Source organism: Tenacibaculum tangerinum (genome assembly GCF_029853675.1).
GTDB classification, from domain to species: domain Bacteria; phylum Bacteroidota; class Bacteroidia; order Flavobacteriales; family Flavobacteriaceae; genus Polaribacter; species Polaribacter tangerinum_A.
On the sequence record NZ_CP122539.1, the window covers coordinates 3080545 to 3098818 of the forward strand.

At 34.6% G+C, this 18274-nt stretch carries 20 protein-coding genes; 5 read left to right on the forward strand and 15 right to left on the reverse strand.

Annotation, left to right across the window (positions count from 1 at the left end; all coding sequences use genetic code 11):
• Positions 1–23 precede the first annotated feature (23 nt).
• Genes P8625_RS13845 through P8625_RS13865 form a run of 5 tightly spaced genes read right to left on the reverse strand, consistent with a single transcriptional unit; the run spans position 24 to position 4341 of the window.
• Entirely contained in the window at positions 24–776 is a 753-nt protein-coding gene (locus tag P8625_RS13845) for a DNA/RNA non-specific endonuclease (protein ID WP_407704747.1), read from the reverse strand.
• A gap of 60 nt (positions 777–836) precedes the next feature.
• On the reverse strand, positions 837–1280 hold the full coding sequence (locus P8625_RS13850) for an acyl-CoA thioesterase (RefSeq protein ID WP_279651030.1): 444 nt from the start codon (positions 1278–1280) through the stop codon (positions 837–839).
• A 33-nt stretch (positions 1281–1313) separates the two neighbouring features.
• Positions 1314–2381, reverse strand: coding sequence for an ABC transporter permease (locus P8625_RS13855; RefSeq protein ID WP_279651031.1), 1068 nt, complete (start codon positions 2379–2381; stop codon positions 1314–1316).
• Entirely contained in the window at positions 2374–3639 is a 1266-nt protein-coding gene (locus tag P8625_RS13860; RefSeq protein ID WP_279651032.1) for a mechanosensitive ion channel family protein, read from the reverse strand. Before P8625_RS13860 ends, P8625_RS13855 begins: the two co-directional genes overlap by 8 nt.
• A gap of 12 nt (positions 3640–3651) precedes the next feature.
• Complete coding sequence (locus P8625_RS13865) at positions 3652–4341, reverse strand: queuosine precursor transporter (protein ID WP_279651033.1); 690 nt, start codon at positions 4339–4341, stop codon at positions 3652–3654.
• 65 nt (positions 4342–4406) lie between these two features.
• On the opposite strand from P8625_RS13865, the gene fabD reads away from it, so the two are divergent.
• Positions 4407–5291, forward strand: a complete 885-nt coding sequence (gene fabD, locus P8625_RS13870) for an ACP S-malonyltransferase (protein WP_279651034.1) — start codon at positions 4407–4409, stop codon at positions 5289–5291.
• Between the two features lie 234 nt (positions 5292–5525).
• On the opposite strand, the gene P8625_RS13875 is transcribed toward fabD, so the two are convergent.
• From P8625_RS13875 to P8625_RS13885, 3 genes are all read right to left on the reverse strand, one after another.
• On the reverse strand, positions 5526–5720 hold the full coding sequence (locus P8625_RS13875) for a hypothetical protein (RefSeq protein ID WP_279651035.1): 195 nt from the start codon (positions 5718–5720) through the stop codon (positions 5526–5528).
• Positions 5721–5992: 272 nt separating this feature from the next.
• A complete protein-coding gene (locus P8625_RS13880) occupies positions 5993–6394 on the reverse strand; it encodes an MFS transporter (protein WP_279651036.1) in 402 nt (133 codons plus the stop codon).
• Between the two features lie 12 nt (positions 6395–6406).
• Positions 6407–7570, reverse strand: coding sequence for a DegT/DnrJ/EryC1/StrS family aminotransferase (locus P8625_RS13885; RefSeq protein ID WP_279651037.1), 1164 nt, complete (start codon positions 7568–7570; stop codon positions 6407–6409).
• Positions 7571–7642: 72 nt separating this feature from the next.
• Between P8625_RS13885 and P8625_RS13890 the strand changes: the two genes are divergently transcribed.
• Positions 7643–10024 (forward strand): penicillin acylase family protein, encoded by a 2382-nt coding sequence (locus P8625_RS13890; protein ID WP_279651038.1) that lies wholly within the window; start codon positions 7643–7645, stop codon positions 10022–10024.
• 86 nt (positions 10025–10110) lie between these two features.
• Here P8625_RS13890 and P8625_RS13895 read toward each other — a convergent pair whose 3' ends face one another.
• The 7 genes from P8625_RS13895 to P8625_RS13925 all read right to left on the reverse strand — a co-directional run bounded on the left by P8625_RS13895 (position 10111) and on the right by P8625_RS13925 (position 16385).
• Complete coding sequence (locus P8625_RS13895) at positions 10111–10830, reverse strand: hypothetical protein (RefSeq protein ID WP_279651039.1); 720 nt, start codon at positions 10828–10830, stop codon at positions 10111–10113.
• A 35-nt stretch (positions 10831–10865) separates the two neighbouring features.
• Complete coding sequence (locus tag P8625_RS13900) at positions 10866–11600, reverse strand: nitroreductase family protein (RefSeq protein ID WP_279651040.1); 735 nt, start codon at positions 11598–11600, stop codon at positions 10866–10868.
• 134 nt (positions 11601–11734) lie between these two features.
• Positions 11735–13108 (reverse strand): aldehyde dehydrogenase, encoded by a 1374-nt coding sequence (locus P8625_RS13905; RefSeq protein ID WP_279651041.1) that lies wholly within the window; start codon positions 13106–13108, stop codon positions 11735–11737.
• Positions 13109–13211: 103 nt separating this feature from the next.
• Positions 13212–14243: an alkane 1-monooxygenase gene (locus P8625_RS13910; RefSeq protein ID WP_279651042.1), complete on the reverse strand. Its 1032-nt coding sequence runs from the start codon at positions 14241–14243 to the stop codon at positions 13212–13214.
• A gap of 29 nt (positions 14244–14272) precedes the next feature.
• The gene (locus tag P8625_RS13915) at positions 14273–14959 is read right to left on the reverse strand and encodes an RluA family pseudouridine synthase (protein ID WP_279651043.1); all 687 of its coding nucleotides are present in this window, start codon (positions 14957–14959) and stop codon (positions 14273–14275) included.
• A gap of 34 nt (positions 14960–14993) precedes the next feature.
• Positions 14994–15605, reverse strand: a complete 612-nt coding sequence (yihA, locus tag P8625_RS13920) for a ribosome biogenesis GTP-binding protein YihA/YsxC (protein ID WP_279651044.1) — start codon at positions 15603–15605, stop codon at positions 14994–14996.
• Positions 15606–15620: 15 nt separating this feature from the next.
• Positions 15621–16385 (reverse strand): alpha/beta fold hydrolase, encoded by a 765-nt coding sequence (locus P8625_RS13925; RefSeq protein WP_279651045.1) that lies wholly within the window; start codon positions 16383–16385, stop codon positions 15621–15623.
• A 201-nt stretch (positions 16386–16586) separates the two neighbouring features.
• Between P8625_RS13925 and mraZ the strand changes: the two genes are divergently transcribed.
• The 3 genes from mraZ to P8625_RS13940 are packed head-to-tail and all read left to right on the forward strand — an operon-like array spanning position 16587 to position 18268.
• Entirely contained in the window at positions 16587–17054 is a 468-nt protein-coding gene (gene mraZ, locus P8625_RS13930; protein WP_279651046.1) for a division/cell wall cluster transcriptional repressor MraZ, read from the forward strand.
• Positions 17041–17946 (forward strand): 16S rRNA (cytosine(1402)-N(4))-methyltransferase RsmH, encoded by a 906-nt coding sequence (gene rsmH / locus P8625_RS13935; protein WP_279651047.1) that lies wholly within the window; start codon positions 17041–17043, stop codon positions 17944–17946. The genes mraZ and rsmH overlap by 14 nt, the downstream gene beginning before the upstream one ends.
• Positions 17939–18268 carry an FtsL-like putative cell division protein gene (locus P8625_RS13940; RefSeq protein WP_279651048.1) on the forward strand — a complete coding sequence of 110 codons (330 nt, stop codon included), beginning with the start codon at positions 17939–17941 and terminating at the stop codon, positions 18266–18268. Before rsmH ends, P8625_RS13940 begins: the two co-directional genes overlap by 8 nt.
• The last annotated feature ends 6 nt before the right edge of the window (positions 18269–18274 follow it).

An 18274-nucleotide genomic window follows, 5' to 3' on the forward strand; every position in this document is an offset into this window, starting at 1 on the left:
CCATATAACAGAGCTTCGAGAGTTTATCTAAAACTCCAATTTTTATAATTAGTAGAAGCCTCTAATGTATCTTCCAACTCATCAGGTAGTGCAGGAAAAAAGTCGATGCCTGTTTTTTCTTCTAATTCATCAATAGAAACCACAAAATTATACAAAGGTTGGTTGCTGTCTTTATGCGGCATTAAAAAAGCAATGGCTTTAACTTCGGGTTGGGTATAATCTAGTAAAACCTTGTAAAAATAATTAGGAACACTTACTTTTTCGTTACCAATGGTTTTTAGGTTCGGTTCTAAAACACCTCCTGTAACAACATATAAGTGATGATATTTTTTAGCCCAATAACGTGTTTTTTGCTCTAGTTTATTCCAAATGCCAGCGTTAAACTCATGGTTTTGTGGGGTAATATTAGAAGTGTAAAAAGTTTCATCATGAGCTTTTTTCGAAGCGCGCCTATCACCAGCAGGGCATAAATGCCCTTTGTCGTAACCAGATCTTTTGTAATTTCTCCAATCGGCAGATTTTGTGCTAACTTTTGGATCTGCAATAAAAAAAGGACGCTCGTAATTTGTGTACACAATATCACTTTTATCTAAAGTATAAGCGACCCATTCGGCTTGCTCGTGTTGTTCGCTGTACGATAGCTGATAACCATTGTGTTTTACAATAACACCGGTTGTAGAAGAAGGAAGGTACTCAAAATTAGTTGTTTTTTTATCTATTGTCTCTTTTGAAGACTCAGGTAATTCATTGGTGTTTTCATTTTTTTTTGCAACCAATAACCTAAAAGTAACGCAAGAATGGTAATAACTACTTTTATTTTTCTAGACGTACTCATATTAATTTTTTAATAAGATTTCTTTAAATTCTGGTGTTTTTTCAGCTTCACTAAAAATTTGTTGAAATTTAACAGGAGGTACTGTTAGTTTACGTTTAGTCAAATCTAACCACGCGCCATAAACAGTGATAATCGCCGATAGATTTCCTGCCTGGTTAAAAACTTCATGCTGAATTTTCCAACGCTCTCCCTTACTAGACAAACCAACAACTTTTAGGTTTACGGTAATATCTTCTCCCATGTGTATTTCACGCAAAAATTTGGTGTTTTCTTCAAATAAAATCGGCCCCACATTTTCGTTCGTAAAATCTTGAATGGTAATGTTATGCTTTTTAAAAAAGCGCAAGCGTAATTCAGCAGCATAATCGTTGTATGCGGTATGACGCATGTGTATATTGGCATCAAAATCTGCCCATCGTGTTTTAAATTGAACACTAAAAATCATATCAAAAAAATTAAGAAAGCGAATGTACAAATTTTACCCCTTCACATCCAAAGCATCACGAAGAGTATTACCTATAAGCATAAATGCCATTACTAAGCTCATAATAGCAATTCCAGGAATTAAGGCTAAATAAGGTTTGCCAAGAATAATATAATTGTAATGGTTTTTTATCATAGCTCCCCAAGAAGGTGTAGGCGGTTGCGCTCCAATACCCAAGAAGCTCAACCCACTTTCAATTAAAATGGCTGCGGCAAAATTAGCGGCAGAGATTACAATAATAGGAGCTAAAATATTAGGTAAAATATGTTTGAATATAATTCTAAAATCAGAAAACCCCAAAGCCTTAGCAGCTTCTACATACTGTTGCTGTTTAGCAGTCATTACCTGACCGCGAACCACACGTGCTACTTCTACCCACATTGTTAACCCTACGGCAATAAAAACCTGCCAAAAACCTTTGCCTAACGCTAAGGTAATGGCGATTACCAATAAAAGTGTAGGAATAGACCATGTGATATTGATAACCCACATGATGAAATCATCAATTTTTCCGCCAAAATACCCTGCAATAGCTCCAATAGGAATGCCTATTAAAAGGGAAATAAAAACGGCGATAAAACCGATAAAAAATGAAATTCTAGCCCCTATTAACAACCTGCTTAATAAGTCACGCCCATACTTATCGGTGCCCAAATAAAATGTTTTTTGTTGAATATACTTTTGGTAAGAAGCAGGAAACTCTTTAGGTAAACCATCGGAATATTTCACCACTTCTAACTGATTGTTTTGAACAGAAAAAGATTTGATCGGTATTGCTGTTGCTGAATTTTGTTTTCCACTCATAAAAATAGCAAACCAAGACTTTTGATTTTTTTCTTCGGAAGGAATACGTAACATCTGCACAGAAAAACCAGGAGGTTTTGAGTGAATTTCTAAGTGCATTTGATTGGCTGAATTGCTGTTGTCGGGTGCTAAAACGTAGCAAAAAACAGCAATGAATCCGCATACAACAATATACCAAAAACTAAACATTCCAGTTTTACTACGTTTGAATTTTTGGAAGGCTATTTGCCATAAAGATGTACCAGTATTCTTATTCACTCTTTTTAGCTTCTTTCAAGTTCAAAATATCAATACTCGACGGGTTTTGAAAAACTTCTAAATCAAAATATTTCACAGAAGCTAAAATATGGTCGAATATATTCGCCATAACTCGCTCGTAGTCTACCCAATTTTTCTCTCTGCTAAACGCATAAATTTCTAGAGGAATTCCATTAGGTGTTGGTTCTAATTGACGAGACATGAGTAACATATCTTGGTTTATTTTAGGATGATTTTCGATGTATTTGTCTAAGTAAATTCTAAAAGTTCCAAAATTAGTAAGGTTTCTACCATTCAGTAGCACCGATTTGTCAACGTTGTTTTCTTCGTTGTATTTTTTAACCTCTTTGCTGGTTTGTTCCATATAATTGGCAATGAGTTCAATCTTTTTAAAACGTTCAATATCTTCATCAGTAAGAAAATGAATGCTGTTAATTTTTATTAATATGGCTCGTTTAATACGCCTACCACCAGAGGTATTCATGGTTCGCCAGTTCTTAAAAGAGTCGGATGTTAGGTAATATGTAGGAATACTTGAAATGGTATTGTCAAAATTCCTAATAATAACCGAAGTAAGGTTAATTTCAACCACATCGCCATCGGCACCGTATTTTTCCATAGTAATCCAATCGCCTATTCTCACCGTATCGTTTACAGCTACTTGAATGCTTGACACAAACCCGAGAATGGTGTCTTTGAAAATTAATAATAAAACAGCCGAAAAAGCTCCTAACGCTGTTAAAAATCTAATTAGAGGTTTGCCTGTGAGTACAGAGAATGACGATATGATGGCAATTAACCATAATATGATCATAAAAATTTGCACATAACTTTCTAAAGGCTTGTCTTTGAAGGCATTGGTGGTGCGTAAAAAATCTTTAACAGTTAATAAGATACTTCTTATAAACCATACGATTGAAAAAACAATGGCGATGGTAGTAAAACGTTCTGCATAGGTAAATAAATCAGGAAAATCTTCTAAAATTTCTTTCAAAAGATTGAAAACAATGGTAAGAACTATAATTCTAGATAGATTGAGAAAAGCCCTGTTTTTAATGAGCAAATCATCAAAATGGGTCGATGTTTTATCAGCCATTTTACGAATGGCTTTTCTACCATAGTATCGTAAAATTTTAAAAAGTAGGTAACCAATTATTGCAAAAACAAAGAGATTGGCTAACAGGTTAAGATAAATAGCAGTCGTTTCTGAAAGTGAAAATTGTTCTTTAAATATCGTATAAAAAAACTTATTTAGCATAGTAGTATTCGATTATAAATCTGTTAATTCTTCTCCAACCTTTAAACTGAATTTTTTCCTGAATCCATATACAATGAGATACAAAATAGGAGTGTCTAAAGCAGCTACAATTACCTTAAATAAGAAACCACTTAACAACAAACTTCCAAACATATCCCAAGGAAGTACTTTAAAAGAACACAGTAAAAACAGTACGGTAAAAGTATCTATAAATTGTGATAAAAAGGTAGAGAAATTATTGCGTAACCATAAATGTTTTCCTTTCGTTAGCCCTTTCCAGAAGTGAAATATACGAATATCTACAAATTGAGCAGCCAAATAAGCTAGCATAGACGCCAGTACTGCCAAAGGAGAAAGTCCAAAAACTTTGGTAAAGGTTTCATTACCAACAGGGGAGTTGTCAATAGCAGGAGCATAGTCAGCTACTAAAATAATTAACATTGAAAAAAAGGAAGCAAAAATACCCGCTACAACAACTTGATTTGCTTTTTTTTCACCATAAATTTCAGAAAGAATGTCGGTAATTAAAAAAGTAATAGGGTAAGGAAGAATTCCAACCGAAACTTCAAAGCGAAACAAATGAAAAGGTTCCCAATAAAAAAACTTCTGAAAAATTAAATTCGAAGTTACTAAAGATGCAATAAATAAAGCTGCTAAAACTAAGTATATAAGTTGCGCTTGGTTTTTTAGTCGTGCCTTCATAAAACGAAGATAGTAATTTTAAAAATTGTATGTTTGTAGCCTTAAACGAACAACAAAATTAAAAAATGAAAGCATATATTTTTCCAGGTCAAGGAGCTCAATTTACTGGGATGGGATTGGATTTGTATGAGAATTCTCCGGTAGCTCAAGAACTTTTTGAACAAGCAAATACGATACTCGGGTTTAGTATTACCGATATAATGTTTGAAGGTACCGCCGAAGAATTAAAACAAACCAAAGTAACCCAACCTGCTATTTTCTTACACTCAGTAATTTTGGCTAAGGTTTTAGGGGATGATTTCAAACCAGAAATGGTTGCAGGTCACTCTTTAGGAGAGTTGTCAGCTTTAGTTGCCAATGGAGTACTTTCTTTTGAAGACGGATTAAAGTTGGTTTCTAAACGTGCTATGGCAATGCAAAAAGCATGTGAAATACAGCCTTCTACGATGGCAGCTGTATTAGGATTAGAAGACGCTGTAGTTGAAGAAGTGTGTGCTTCAATTGATGGAGTAGTGGTAGCAGCAAACTATAATTGCCCAGGGCAATTGGTAATTTCAGGAGAAGTAGAAGCTGTTGAAAAAGCGTGTGAAGCATTGAAAGAAAAAGGTGCAAAGAGAGCACTAGTGTTGCCTGTTGGAGGAGCATTTCATTCGCCTATGATGGAGCCTGCCCGTGAAGAATTGGCAGCAGCCATAGAAGAAACTACGTTTAACGAACCTATTTGCCCGGTATACCAAAATGTAGTAGCCAAGGCAGTGACGAAGCCTGCTGAAATTAAAGAAAATTTAATAGCCCAGTTAACAGCACCTGTAAGATGGACACAGTGTGTACAAGCTATGATTGCTGACGGCGGAACAGAGTTTGTAGAAGTAGGGCCTGGTAAAGTATTGCAAGGTTTAATGCGCAAGATTGATAGAAGCGTAGCTGCTAGCGGTGCTTCTTTTGCCTAAAGAAAATACTATAAATGTAGCGTATAGAGAATCCCACTCGTTTGGAGTGGGATTTATTTTTGTAAAAAATTGTTATACCATTTGTTGTTTGAAATTAGGGTAAAAGAAAATGAATTTTTTTCTTTATATAAAGAAGAAAACAAGAGTCATAGCCTTCGCTACTGTTTGTTTTTATTCTGGAATAGAAAGTAAAAAAGGGCGTTTTATTACGGTCATTTCAAATTATAAATGGTATTATCTAGCTAATTCACAATCTTTACAGTCTTTAACTTCGCCATAATAGGTTTCTCTGTATTTGTGTACTGTTTCTATGGGAATTATATTTAAAAACATTTTTTTAATATAGGTTACATTGGTATGTAGTTTTCCCATTTTTCTTGAAAATCGTTTTTCTAAACGTGTTTCTCTCTTAATTTTAATCAGTTTCATTATTCTAGTATCATTAAATTCGGTTACAAAGCTAAAAAGCCGAAAGCATGATGTCAATTAATAAATGTTAAAACCTTAAAAATCAGCTAATAAATACAGGTTCTTGAATTAAGGGTGTGCTATTTTATGAATATGATAATAGGCAGTGGGGATAAATAACATATTGAGAACGATAAAATTTAATTTTGAGCCTAAAACCAATAAAAAATCACTCAAAATTGATAAAAAAGAATCAAAAATGAGTGATTTTTATGTTTTTTTATTAAAAACGATTAGTTTTTGATATTTAGAACTTCAAGAATTTGCGATTTCCTCGGAGCTAAAAGAATCAAATAAATCAATAAAATGACTCCGAGTAGTAAAAAATCGGGTTTTAAAAACAAAATGATAAAACAAGCACTTTCAATAATTGCCCATCTTCCTATAGAAGCAGTTTGGTAAATGGCAAACTTCTCATTACTTCCTGTTTGATTTTGCACGTTTTTTAAGATGTTTCTATACAATATATTACCAACAACATAAGCTATGGCAGGAATAAAAGCATAGAACAAAGAGGAGTTATCAATGACCATATTGAATAGATTTTTAAAATCTCCTAAAGCAGTATAGGCAATAGTGGCACCGGCAACCATGCTAAGATGAATGATTTTTAAGGTTTTGATTTGTTGGTCCATGAAAAGTTGTAATTAATTTATAAAATCATTTACCGTTTTAGTAATAAATGATAATTGCTCTTCGTCTAATTCGGTATGCATGGGTAACGAAATCACTTCATCAATTAATTGATTGGTTACAGTAAAGTCACTTTCATTATATCGATCGTCTCGATAGGCTTTTTGTGCATGTAAAGGAACTGGGTAGTAAATCGCATTCGGAATACCATTATCAAGTAAATGCTGATGCAATTCATTACGTTTACCATTCGTAATTCTAAGTGTGTATTGGTGAAATACATGACAATTACAAGTACTGCATATATTACCACTACAATTGGCTGCCTTTGAGCTTACAGTAGGCGTAATTATAGAAGGATTGTTAGCAAAAGCGTTATTGTAAAAACGAGCGGCATTTCTACGAGCCTCACAATAACTATCTAATAAAGGTAATTTAGCTTTTAACACTGCTGCTTGAATAGAATCTAAACGAGAGTTTACTCCAACCACATCGTGGTAATAGCGTTTATACATTCCGTGGTTTACAATTCCTCTTAGCGTATGTGCTAAGTCATCATCATTGGTAAAAATAGCACCACCATCACCATAACACCCTAAGTTTTTAGAAGGGAAGAAAGAGGTTGTTCCCACGTTTCCAATGGTACCTGCCTTCTTTTTGGTGCCATCGGCAAAGGTATAATCAGCACCTATTGCTTGTGCATTGTCTTCAATTACATATAAGTTATGCTCTTTAGCAATTGCTAAAACAGCTTCCATATTGGCACATTGTCCAAATAAATGTACAGGAACAATCGCTTTTGTTTTAGGAGTAATCGCCTTTTTTAAAGCTTCTATATCAATATTAAAAGTATCTGGTTCTACATCAACTAAAACAGGAGTCAATTGTAATAATCCAATCACTTCAACGGTCGCAGCAAAGGTAAAATCGGCAGTGATAACTTCGTCTCCAGGTTCTAAGCCTAAGCCCATCATCGCAATTTGTAAAGCATCGGTTCCATTGGCACAGGGTATTACATGCTTAACATTCAAATATTCTTCCAAAGCTGCTTGAAATTCATGCACGTACGGTCCGTTAATATAGGCTGAAGAATTTAATACTTCTTCTATAGAAGCATCTACAGTTTCTTTTATTTTTTGATATTGACTTTGTAAGTCAACCATTTGAATTTTTTTCATCAGGAAATGAATTTTTTGATTCTTCAAAAATACGAATTAAATTTCTGTTATATTTGGAGAAAACCTAACCTAATGAACTTATTTAAGAAGCTTTTAAAAATTGTGCTGTTACTTTTAGTTGTGTTAAGTGTTGGAGTTTGGCTGTTTACCAAAACCTTACATCCAACCTATAAAGGAGAATTAAAGCTAACAGCTATTTCTAATCAGGTTACTGTGTACTACGATGAGGTTGGGGTACCACATATCAATGCGCAAAATCAGCAAGATGCCTATACTGCTTTAGGATATGTACATGCACAAGACAGGTTGTGGCAAATGGAACTTATAAGAAGAATTGCAGCGGGAAGATTGGCAGAAGTTTTTGGAAAAGACCTCGTAAGAACCGATAAGTTTTTCTCTGGATTGGGTATTGAAGAGGCGGCAGAAAAAACCATTAGAGAATTAGATAAAAACTCAGAAGCCTACAAATTAACAGCGGCTTATTTAAACGGAATTAACCAGTTTATTGAAGAGGGACCAAAACCCCTGGAGTTTTATTTAGTAGGATTAGATAAAGAAAAGTATACCATTAAAGACCTGTACAATGTTTTTGGTTATATGGCTTTTAGCTTCGCAATTGCACATAAAACAGACCCTTTGTTAACAGAAATTAAAGAAAAATTAGGAGAAGCATATTTTAACGAATTGAACAATTCAACTTCAGAGAATTTAACAAAAATAAAGAATTTTAAAAATCGAGAATTAGAAGCATCATTTGCAAAAGCAATTAATGTGGTTATGGATAAATTACCTATTTCTCCTTTTATAGGAAGTAATTCTTGGGTAATCGCACCACCAAAAACTAAAAATGGTAAAGTGATTTTTGCGAACGACCCACATATTGCATTCTCACAACCTTCGGTTTGGTATCAAAGCCATATTAAAACTCCAGATTATGAGATGTATGGGTTTAACCTAGCGTTAATTCCATTTCCGTTATTAGGGCACAATAGAGATTATGCTTATGGTTTAACAATGTTTGAGAATGATGATGTTGATTTTTATTACGAAAAAGACAATCCTGAAAACGCATTGGAATACAAAACACCTAATGGGTATGAAAAATATAAACTAATTGAAAAACGAATAAAAATTAAAGGTGAAAAAGACACAGTATATAAAGTTAAGATAAGTAAACACGGCCCGATAATAAATGATCTAATTGATTTTGTGAACGATGAACGTCCTATAGCAATGCAATGGATTTATACAAAGTTTAAAAATGAGATGTTGCGTGTTTCTTATGAGATGTCACATGCAACATCTTTACAAGATTTTAAAAAGGCAGCTACTAAAATTCATGCCCCAGGACTCAACGTAATGTATGGCGATGCCAAAGGGAATGTTGCGTGGTTTGCTGCTGCTAAACTCTATAAATACAGAGATAGTTTAAATACCAAAATTATTTTGAACGGAGCTTCTGGAAAAGATGAAATTCAAGAGTACCTGCCTTTTAAAGAAAATCCACAGGCAGAAAACCCGAGTTGGAATTATGTGTACTCAGCGAATAACCAACCTGATTCTATTGCAGGTATGTTGTATCCAGGATATTACTTGCCAGAAGATAGAGCTAAAAGAATAGAGAGTTTATTAGAAGCTAAGAACAATTTTTCTAAGAATGATGTTGCAAAAATGATATACGATGTAACGTCTCCAACTGCTCCTGATATTATTAAGAACCTCCTGAAAAGTATAGATGAGAATGAATTAACAGCAAGCGAGAAAAGAGCAATGCATATACTTCAAAATTGGGGTGGGTATTATGGAAAGAAAGAAGTAGCTCCAGTAATTTATACACGTTTGTGGTATGCATTCGTTAAGAATACCTTTAAAGATGAAATGGGAGCGGCATTTGAACAGTTTGTGAACACTCCTTTGGAAGAAAAAGCAGTAGCAAGTCAAGCAAAAAGAAAAGAATCAGTTTGGTGGGATAATATCAAGACTACAGCGGTAGAAACTAAAAAAGATATTGTAACGCAATCATTTAAAGAAACAATTAACTTCTTACAAAAACAGTTAGGAGAAAATGTAGAAAATTGGTATTGGAAGAGAGTAACTACAGTAGAGTATGAACACGCTATCGGAAAAGCAGGTGGATTGCTGCGTACGTTCTTTAATGTTGGTCCGTTTGAAACGCATGGAGGAGACCAAGTGATAAATAACCAAATTCATAAGATTGATAGTACAGGGTATTATAAAATACATGCAGGCCCTTCAACACGACGAGTAATTGATTTTTCGGATATAGAAAACAGCATAGGTATTCTACCCACAGGGCAATCGGGTAATGTGTTCAGTTCCTATTACAAAGATCAAGCCCAAAAATATTTGGATGGGGAGTTTGTAAAAATGAGCCTTAACGAGGCAGCTATCAAGAAGAGTAGCAATAAGTTGGTGTTTGTGCCGAAGGAATAATTTACTAACGTCATTGCGAACGTAGTGAAGCAATCTTTTTGTGACACTATCCATAAAGTGTATTTGCTTAATAAACAGTCTTATTCTTAATAAGAAGCAACCCATAAATCGAATCTATAGTTTCTAGGATAGTTGTCATTTTCATTCCCAATATAAGACGATAAACTTACTATGACATATTCCCTGGTTACATTAATAATACTAAGGTCAATACTATAGCCTTGGATGTTTACAAAGGGTATTTTTTTAAACTTAGGTAGTTTTTCACCGTGAATACTGTTCATGTCTTTAAAGTAAATTGTAATGGGATTATTGTTAAATTCATTAACGGGGTATTTTAAGTTGTTGACAACGTATACTTTTGGGTTGTTTTTAAATGATTCATCAATATTCATAATTTTGGTATTTATTTTTTTTAAATCATTTTCACTATTACCCATTAAACTATAAATAGTATTTCTTAGTTTCTCCAAAGAGTCAATAGTTTGCCCATATTGAATAAGTTTTTCGTTTATTTTGTCAATTTCAGTGGTTTGTGTTTTAATATTTTGGCTAATAGTATTTTTGATTTCATTATTAAAATCTTTGAAGTTTGAGTAACCAAGGAACGCTAAAATAGTAACTACTATCGCTGTTATTGACCTCAATAGGTTTATGTCATACTTTAGCGCAAAATACTTCTCATCAAAATCTGACTTATTTTTCTTTTTTTTAGTAATTGTTTTTTTTATTCTAAGTAGAAGAAATAAGTCTCCTATTAAAAGTATACATATTACTAGGAGGAGTACAATGGTAATTTTGTTCATAATAATTTAGTTTTTTAGTTTTAAAATAATTAGTATTAAACCTCCCGATACACCTCCTCAAAAGGAATTCTAAAACGTTCGCCATATACTCCTTCTGGTTTGCGAATACCGCAAGAAACAACCATGTTGATTTCTGCACCGTAAGGCAATCCCAATAATCGTTTGACACGCCACGTATCAGAACCTTCCATGGGACAGGTATCGTAGCCTTCAGCAGCCACAGATAACATAAAGGTTTGCGCTGCCAAACCACATGATTTATGGGCCACAATGCGCATATCACTAGTACGTACCTGTCGATAAATAGGACGAAATAATCCCACTACCAAAAACAGTAGGTATTTCAACCAGCCAAAAATTCCAAAGAAATCAAAATAGGTAAAGGGTATTAGTTTTCCGTAGTAGTTACGGGCTACCTTTTCTCTACTGCGTTGCTCTGATTTCGGATTATTTTTACCAAAAACCTTGTCCATAAAAGCCAAGTTCGCTTTTGCACGTTGACGCCACAAATCTTTACGCGTAACAAAAACTACCAATTGCTGTGCAGTTTTAGCAGCATTTTGATTAAAACACAACGGTGCCATTTTCTCTATAGTTTCTTTATTGGTAATATGGTAAAATTCCCACAATTGTAGGTTGCTACTAGTAGGAGCCAAACTAGCTTGTTCTAAACATTTTTTAACAATAGCAGTGTCTATAGGTTTCTCAGGGTCGTAAACTCTTACTGAACGACGATAACTAACTGCTTCTGATACGGTTTTTTCTGTCATAATTTGAAAATCTCTATTCTTGATTTTTTTTGGTTTGTATTCTTAAAATTTTTCCCCTTTTCACTTTTCACTCTTCACTCTTCACTTTTCACTCTTCACTTTTCGCTTTTCATTTTTCACTTTCCCAAAAAAAGCTATCCCAGTTTTAGCAATGTTTTTAATTGTTGTAATTTTCCTTTGTACGGAGCATATCGAGTAGGAACATCTAACCAAGTACCACGATTGACCACCCCTTTATGATGAGAAAATGTGTCAAACGTTTGTTTTCCATGGTAATCACCAATACCACTTTCACCCACACCGCCAAAAGGCAATCGATGATTGGCAAAATGCACCGTCGTGTCATTTATTGTACCCCCACCAAACGAAAAACGGTATATCATTTTCTCTGCAAATGAATTTCTATTGGTAAATACATATAGGGCTAAAGGCTTATCGTATTTTGAAGTGATTTTTTCAATATCAGTCTCATTCTCGTAGGAGATTAACGGAAAAATAGGTCCGAAAATTTCTCCTTTCATCACTTCGCTATCTAAGCTAGGTTCGTCGATTAAGGTGGGAGCTATATAACATTTTTCTCTATCGGTTTGTCCACCTATTACACAACTTTCATTTTCTAACATCAAAGCCAAACGGTCAAAGTTTTTAGTGTTTACAATACGTGGGAAATCAGGAGAGTTTCGAGGATTTTCTCCGTAAGCTCTAAAAATTTCTTCTTTAAATTGTTGTATAAACTGTTCTTTTACCGATTGGTGAATTAGTAGATAATCAGGAGCAATGCAAGTTTGACCTCCGTTAATGAATTTTCCCCAAACCAAACGTTTTGCAGCTAGTTTGATATTGGCTGTTTCGTCAACAATACACGGACTCTTCCCGCCAAGCTCTAGCGTAACCGGAGTTAAATGATTGGCAGCAGCTTTGGCTACTATTTTCCCTACAGGAACACTTCCAGTAAAGAAAATATAATCCCAACGTTGGGCAAGAAGTTGAGTGGAAACATCTACACCACCTTCTACTACTGTTACGTGGTTTTTATCAAAAACAGCTTCCACAATTTCTTTGGTAATTTTACTGGTGTGAGGTGTTAATTCCGAAGGTTTCAATACCACGGTGTTTCCTGCGGCAACAGCACCTAACAAAGGAGCAAATGCCAATTGGTGTGGGTAATTCCATGGTGCAATGATAAGCACGGTTCCGTAAGGCTCTTTATATATTTTTGCTGAAGAAGGAAAGTTTAATAACGAGGGCAATACACGTTGCGGTTTGCTCCAAGAATGCATGTTTTTCAACGCCATTTTTAACTCGCCTAATACAATCGCAGTTTCAGTCATTACCGCTTCGTATTCCGACTTTTTAAAATCATCATGTAGGGCTTTGATAATATCTTGCTCTCTTGCAACAAGCTCTTTTTGTAGTCTTTTTAGAGCACTTTTTCTAAAGGAAATATCTTTGGTTTGTTGTGTGGCAAAAAAGTTTTTTTGTGCTTGAACCAATTCGGGAATGTTCATAGGGTATAGGGTTTATAAATATGAATTGTGTATATAGACATTTACCATAACTATTTTTGTTTATTGAAAACTAAAAATTCGCAATTCATAACTTTAAATTGTATTAGAGGTTTTGTATTTTTTTATTCATTATTGAAAACCATAACGGAGGAACCAAGGCTACGAGCATCATACCTGGATATCCCGTTGGCATTTGTGGACTTTCAGGCAACGATTTTAAGAGTTGGTAATGTTTGCTACCGTTGTAGTGATGGTCGGAATGTCGAGATAAATTAAACAACATAAGCATGCCAATTCGGTGATCAGAATTCCAAGAATGTGTTCTTTTTACACGTTCGTAACGACCTTTATCGTTTTGTTTACGTACTAGTCCGTAATGTTCTATATAGTTTACAGTTTCGAGTAATAAAATTCCAAAAATAGCAGCAGCTATAAAAGCGAGTAGTGCTTTTAATCCGAAGAAAAAGAAAATGCCTACTAACAATAGTAGGTTACAAAGTGTATACATAAGCATTCTGTTTTGTAGGTGAAACCAGCTTCTTCCAGAATTTTTAAGTCGTGCATTTTCTACTTCCCAGGCTTGGTAATAGCTTTGAAAATGAGAACGAATCCAGAAAAGATAAAGTGGTTCATTTTTTCTCGCCGTAGCGGCGTCTTTCGGAGTGGCAACATTAAAATGATGCCCTGCATTATGATAGGGCAAAAAGTGGGTATTTAAAGAGCTTAGTAATAAAACTTCTCCTAAAAACTCATCAAAACGATTGTTTCGATGCCCTAATTCATGCCCTACGTTAATACCGATAACTCCACATAATAATCCCATCGCTGAAATTCTTCCTATGTATTCTATATTGGTTAATTGAGCGTCTTGCATCATATATAAAAACCATCCTAAAAAAAATAATTGAATAGGTACCGTTGCGTACAAAATATAGGTGTAAAGCTTATTTTCTTTTTCTTGCGCTTCTTGTTCTTTGCTGAGGTTTTCTTTATTTGGATTAAAAAGTAGCTCAAGTAAAGGAACCAACCCGAAGAAAACAAATATCGGCGTTAAGGTTAATAATCCTTTATTGGTAAACGAAATGTAGACGGTTACAGGAAGGATTAAAATGGCTAAAAATTTAAGAGCTTTCATCTTGCGTGAAATTTGTCTAAAGATACAAATTACAAGCAAGCATCCCAAACAGGATCGGAAGGAGTTGGAGCAGTGATTTTTATCAGTTCTTTACTCACAGGATGTGTTAATTCGATTTTTCGAGCATGTAAGTGAATACTTCCATCTTTATTGCTTCTTTTAGCACCGTATTTTAAATCGCCTTTAATAATAGCACCAATAGTAGCAAGCTGCACACGAATTTGATGGTGACGCCCTGTTTCTAAATCGACTTCCAAGAGCGAATAATTCTCTAATGTTTTGAGTGTTTTGTAATGTAAGATAGCTTTTTTACTTCCAGCAACTTCTTTAGTGTAAGCAGCAGACTTGTTGTTCTTCGGATTCTTCTTTAGGTAATGGGTTAACGTGTCGGCTGCTTTTTTAGGTTGTTGTTGAACCACTGCCCAATAGGTCTTTTTAATGGTTTTGTCTCGCAACATTTTATTCAACCGTTCGAGTGCTTTAGAGGTACGAGCATATATAACAATGCCAGAAGTAGGTCTGTCTAAACGATGCACCGTACCTAAAAAAACATTGCCAGGTTTGTTGTATTTTCTTTTAATGTATTCTTTAACTACGTCAGAAAGAGGTTTGTCGCCCGTTTTATCGCCCTGCACAATATCGCCAGCACGCTTGTTAATCACAATAATATGATTGTCTTCGTGTAACACCTGTAAATTTTCTTCGGTAGAGTGCATAATTCTGAATGCCTTGAGCGTAGTCGAAAAAAGATTATTTAAAATTATCAGCTACATCTTCATTTACTTGCTCAATAAAATTTAAAAACTCATCGCGTCCCATTCCTGTGGAAGAAGAAGTAACAAACGACATCGGTAATTCTTCCCAATAGTTCAAGAGCTTCTTTTTATACGTAGTAATTTGTTTGTTGAGTTTAGAGCTACCTAATTTATCTGCTTTGGTAAAAACTATACAAAAAGGAATTTGATTTTCACCTAAGAATTGCATGAACTCTAAGTCTATTTTCTGTGGATCGTGACGAGAATCAATTAAAACAAAGGTGCAAACCAGTTGTTCACGCTCTTTAAAGTAGTTTTCAATAAAAAACTGAAAAATTTGACGCTTCTTTTTAGAAACCTGTGCGTACCCATATCCAGGTAAATCAACCAAGAACCACTCGTCATTAATTTTAAAATGGTTAATCAATTGTGTTTTTCCCGGTTTACCAGAAGTTTTAGCCAAATCCTTACGCTCCATAAGCATATTGATTAACGACGATTTCCCAACGTTTGAACGCCCAATAAAAGCATACTCGGGTATTCTGTCTTTAGGAGCCTTGGTAACATTACTGTTACTCATTACAAATTCAGCAGACGTTATTTTCATACTGTAGCTTAGCTGTTATATATTGCGTTTAGAAAGCCAACCTTCTAAAATTCTATTAAACTCTTCTGGAGTTTCCATCATCGCCGCATGCCCACATTTATCAATCCAAAATAAATCTGCATCGGGTAAGAGTTTTTGAAAATCGTTCGCTACCTCTGGTGGAGTAACGCTGTCTTGTTTTCCCCAAATTAAACAGGTAGGTTGTTTCATGTTGGGCAAATCGTTAGCCATGTTATGACGAATAGCACTTTTAGCAATGGCGAGCGTTCGAATCAAGGTGTTTCTATCGTTAATAACTTCGTATACCTGATCGACAAGTTCGTCTGTGGCAATATTTTTATCGTAAAAAACATCTTGTGCTTTTTTTCTAACAAACTCTTTGTCGCCTCTCTTAGGATAGCTATCTCCCATAGAGTTTTCATACAATCCTGAGCTACCCGTTAAAACCAGTGCTTTAACATCTTCAGGATAGTGTTTGGTATAGTACAAAGCGATGTGTCCACCCAAAGAATTTCCCAAAAGAGTAACACTCTTAAGTCCTTTAAACTCTATAAAATCATGTAAGAACTTCGCTAAGTTTTTTACGTTAGTTTTTAATAGGGGCAAGGTGTATAGGGGTAATTCTGGAATAAAAATTTGATATCCTTTTTTCGAAAGATGATTAAATGTAGAGTCAAAATTACTTAGTGCACCCATTAAACCGTGGAGTATAATTATAGGGCTTCCTTCTCCTGCCTCTGCGTATGTAAATTTGCCTTCTTTCTTTAAAAATTCAGTCATAGATTTCTTATTTGACTTAACCACAAATGTAGTTCTTTTTTGTCAAATTTTCACTTTTATTATTTCATCATTATTGTCGATTTGGAAAGCCTTTAGGTTCAGTTTTTTAGCTAAAAAATCAAAACTTATTAACAAAGTGGTAAAAAGTGGTAAAAAGTGGTAAATATTTTTTATTTTTGATGCAGACTATAGTTTTTATACGTGATAAATTTAATTGGAACATACGAGTGTAAGGTAGATGCTAAAGGAAGGCTAATGATGTCGTCGGCGTTTAAGAAGCAGTTATCTTCAGTATTGCAAGAAGGCTTTGTAATTAAACGCTCTGTGTTTCAATCTTGTTTGGAGTTGTATCCGATGCAAGAGTGGAATTTAATGATGGCAAAAATCAATAAACTAAATCGATTTGTAAAGAAAAACAATGATTTTATCAGGAGGTTTACCGCTGGTGTAAAGATGGTAGATATCGATGCTTCTGGAAGAATATTGATACCGAAAGATTTATGTCAGTTTGCAGGAATAGAAAAGCAAGTAGTGCTTTCTTCTGCAGTAAACATTATTGAGATTTGGGATAAAGATAAGTACGAAAAAGTAATTGATGATGCTGTTGTTGATTTTGCTGAATTGGCAGAAGAGGTAATGGGTAATACGGAAGCAGATGAGTTATCATAACCCAGTTTTGTTACAGGAAAGTGTAGATGCACTTGATATAAAGGAAGATGGAGTGTATGTAGATGTAACCTTTGGAGGAGGAGGGCACTCTAGAGAAATATTAAAACGTTTAGGACCAAACGGAAAATTGTTTGCATTTGACCAAGACCCAGATGCACAACAAAATAAAATTGACGACCCGCGGTTTGTGTTGATTGGTGAAAACTTTCGATTCATATCGAGGTTTTTACGCTTTTATGGGGTAAAGAAAGTAGATGGGGTGTTGGCAGATTTAGGAGTGTCGTCGCATCAGTTTGATGAAGCAGAAAGAGGGTTTTCAACTCGTTTTAATGCCGATTTAGATATGCGAATGGATCAAAAGTCTAAGTTGTCAGGTAAAAAAATTATCAATACCTATAGTGAAGAAGAGTTAGCAAGTTTGTTGTTTTTGTATGGAGAATTGCGAAATGCAAGAGCTTTGGCAAAAACTATTGTGGAGGCAAGAGCAGCGAAAGAGATTAAAACAAGTTTTGAGTTAAAAGAGGTGTTGCAACGATTTCTTCCGAAAGCAAAAGAGCATAAAATTTTAGCGCAAATCTTTCAAGCAATACGAATAGAGGTAAATCAAGAATTGGAAGTGTTGAAAGAGTTTTTACAGCAAATTCCAGATTTACTAAATGAAGATGGGCGATTGAGTGTGATTTCGTACCACTCGTTAGAAGACAGATTGGTAAAACGATTTATAAGAACAGGGTTGTTTAGCGGTGAGCCAGAAAAAGATTTTTACGGCAATACAAATGAACCGCTTAAAAAGGTGGGTAAAATGATAGTGCCTACCAAAGAAGAAATAAAAGAAAATAACAGAGCACGAAGTGCAAAACTGAGAATAGCAACATTAAAAGATAATGTCTAAAGCAAGAAAGAATATATACGACGTTTTAAGAGGTAGTTTTCTTACAGATGAAAGTTCTTTTAAAAATTGGCGGATTTTAATTTTTGTTGTGTTGCTGCTGTTAATTATGATATACAGCTCTCACAGTGCCGATGCTAAAGTGGTGGAAATAGCAGAACTGAACAAGAAAAAAAGAGAGCTGCGGGCAGAAGATGTAGATACGAGTACACAACTAATGCGAATGAAGTTAGAAAGTAGTATTCGAGATAAAGTAAAAAGCAAAGGATTGTACCCCGCAAAAAAACCACCCCAAAAAATTAAAGTAACCTATAATAAAGAGTAATATAAA

Bases quoted from the DNA above. Each gene is read 5' to 3' on its own strand.
- P8625_RS13895 (WP_279651039.1), bottom strand. From the start codon at position 10,830: ATGAACAAAATTACCATTGTACTCCTCCTAGTAATATGTATACTTTTA.
- P8625_RS13900 (WP_279651040.1), bottom strand. From the start codon at position 11,600: ATGACAGAAAAAACCGTATCAGAAGCAGTTAGTTATCGTCGTTCAGTA.
- P8625_RS13940 (WP_279651048.1), top strand. From the start codon at position 17,939: ATGTCTAAAGCAAGAAAGAATATATACGACGTTTTAAGAGGTAGTTTT.
- rsmH (WP_279651047.1), top strand. From the start codon at position 17,041: ATGAGTTATCATAACCCAGTTTTGTTACAGGAAAGTGTAGATGCACTT.
- P8625_RS13885 (WP_279651037.1), bottom strand. From the start codon at position 7,570: ATGAAAAAAATTCAAATGGTTGACTTACAAAGTCAATATCAAAAAATA.
- P8625_RS13890 (WP_279651038.1), top strand. From the start codon at position 7,643: ATGAACTTATTTAAGAAGCTTTTAAAAATTGTGCTGTTACTTTTAGTT.
- P8625_RS13910 (WP_279651042.1), bottom strand. From the start codon at position 14,243: ATGAAAGCTCTTAAATTTTTAGCCATTTTAATCCTTCCTGTAACCGTC.
- P8625_RS13850 (WP_279651030.1), bottom strand. From the start codon at position 1,280: ATGATTTTTAGTGTTCAATTTAAAACACGATGGGCAGATTTTGATGCC.
- P8625_RS13905 (WP_279651041.1), bottom strand. From the start codon at position 13,108: ATGAACATTCCCGAATTGGTTCAAGCACAAAAAAACTTTTTTGCCACA.
- P8625_RS13880 (WP_279651036.1), bottom strand. From the start codon at position 6,394: ATGGACCAACAAATCAAAACCTTAAAAATCATTCATCTTAGCATGGTT.
- P8625_RS13860 (WP_279651032.1), bottom strand. From the start codon at position 3,639: ATGCTAAATAAGTTTTTTTATACGATATTTAAAGAACAATTTTCACTT.
- P8625_RS13875 (WP_279651035.1), bottom strand. From the start codon at position 5,720: ATGAAACTGATTAAAATTAAGAGAGAAACACGTTTAGAAAAACGATTT.
- P8625_RS13915 (WP_279651043.1), bottom strand. From the start codon at position 14,959: ATGCACTCTACCGAAGAAAATTTACAGGTGTTACACGAAGACAATCAT.
- P8625_RS13925 (WP_279651045.1), bottom strand. From the start codon at position 16,385: ATGACTGAATTTTTAAAGAAAGAAGGCAAATTTACATACGCAGAGGCA.
- P8625_RS13865 (WP_279651033.1), bottom strand. From the start codon at position 4,341: ATGAAGGCACGACTAAAAAACCAAGCGCAACTTATATACTTAGTTTTA.
- yihA (WP_279651044.1), bottom strand. From the start codon at position 15,605: ATGAAAATAACGTCTGCTGAATTTGTAATGAGTAACAGTAATGTTACC.
- fabD (WP_279651034.1), top strand. From the start codon at position 4,407: ATGAAAGCATATATTTTTCCAGGTCAAGGAGCTCAATTTACTGGGATG.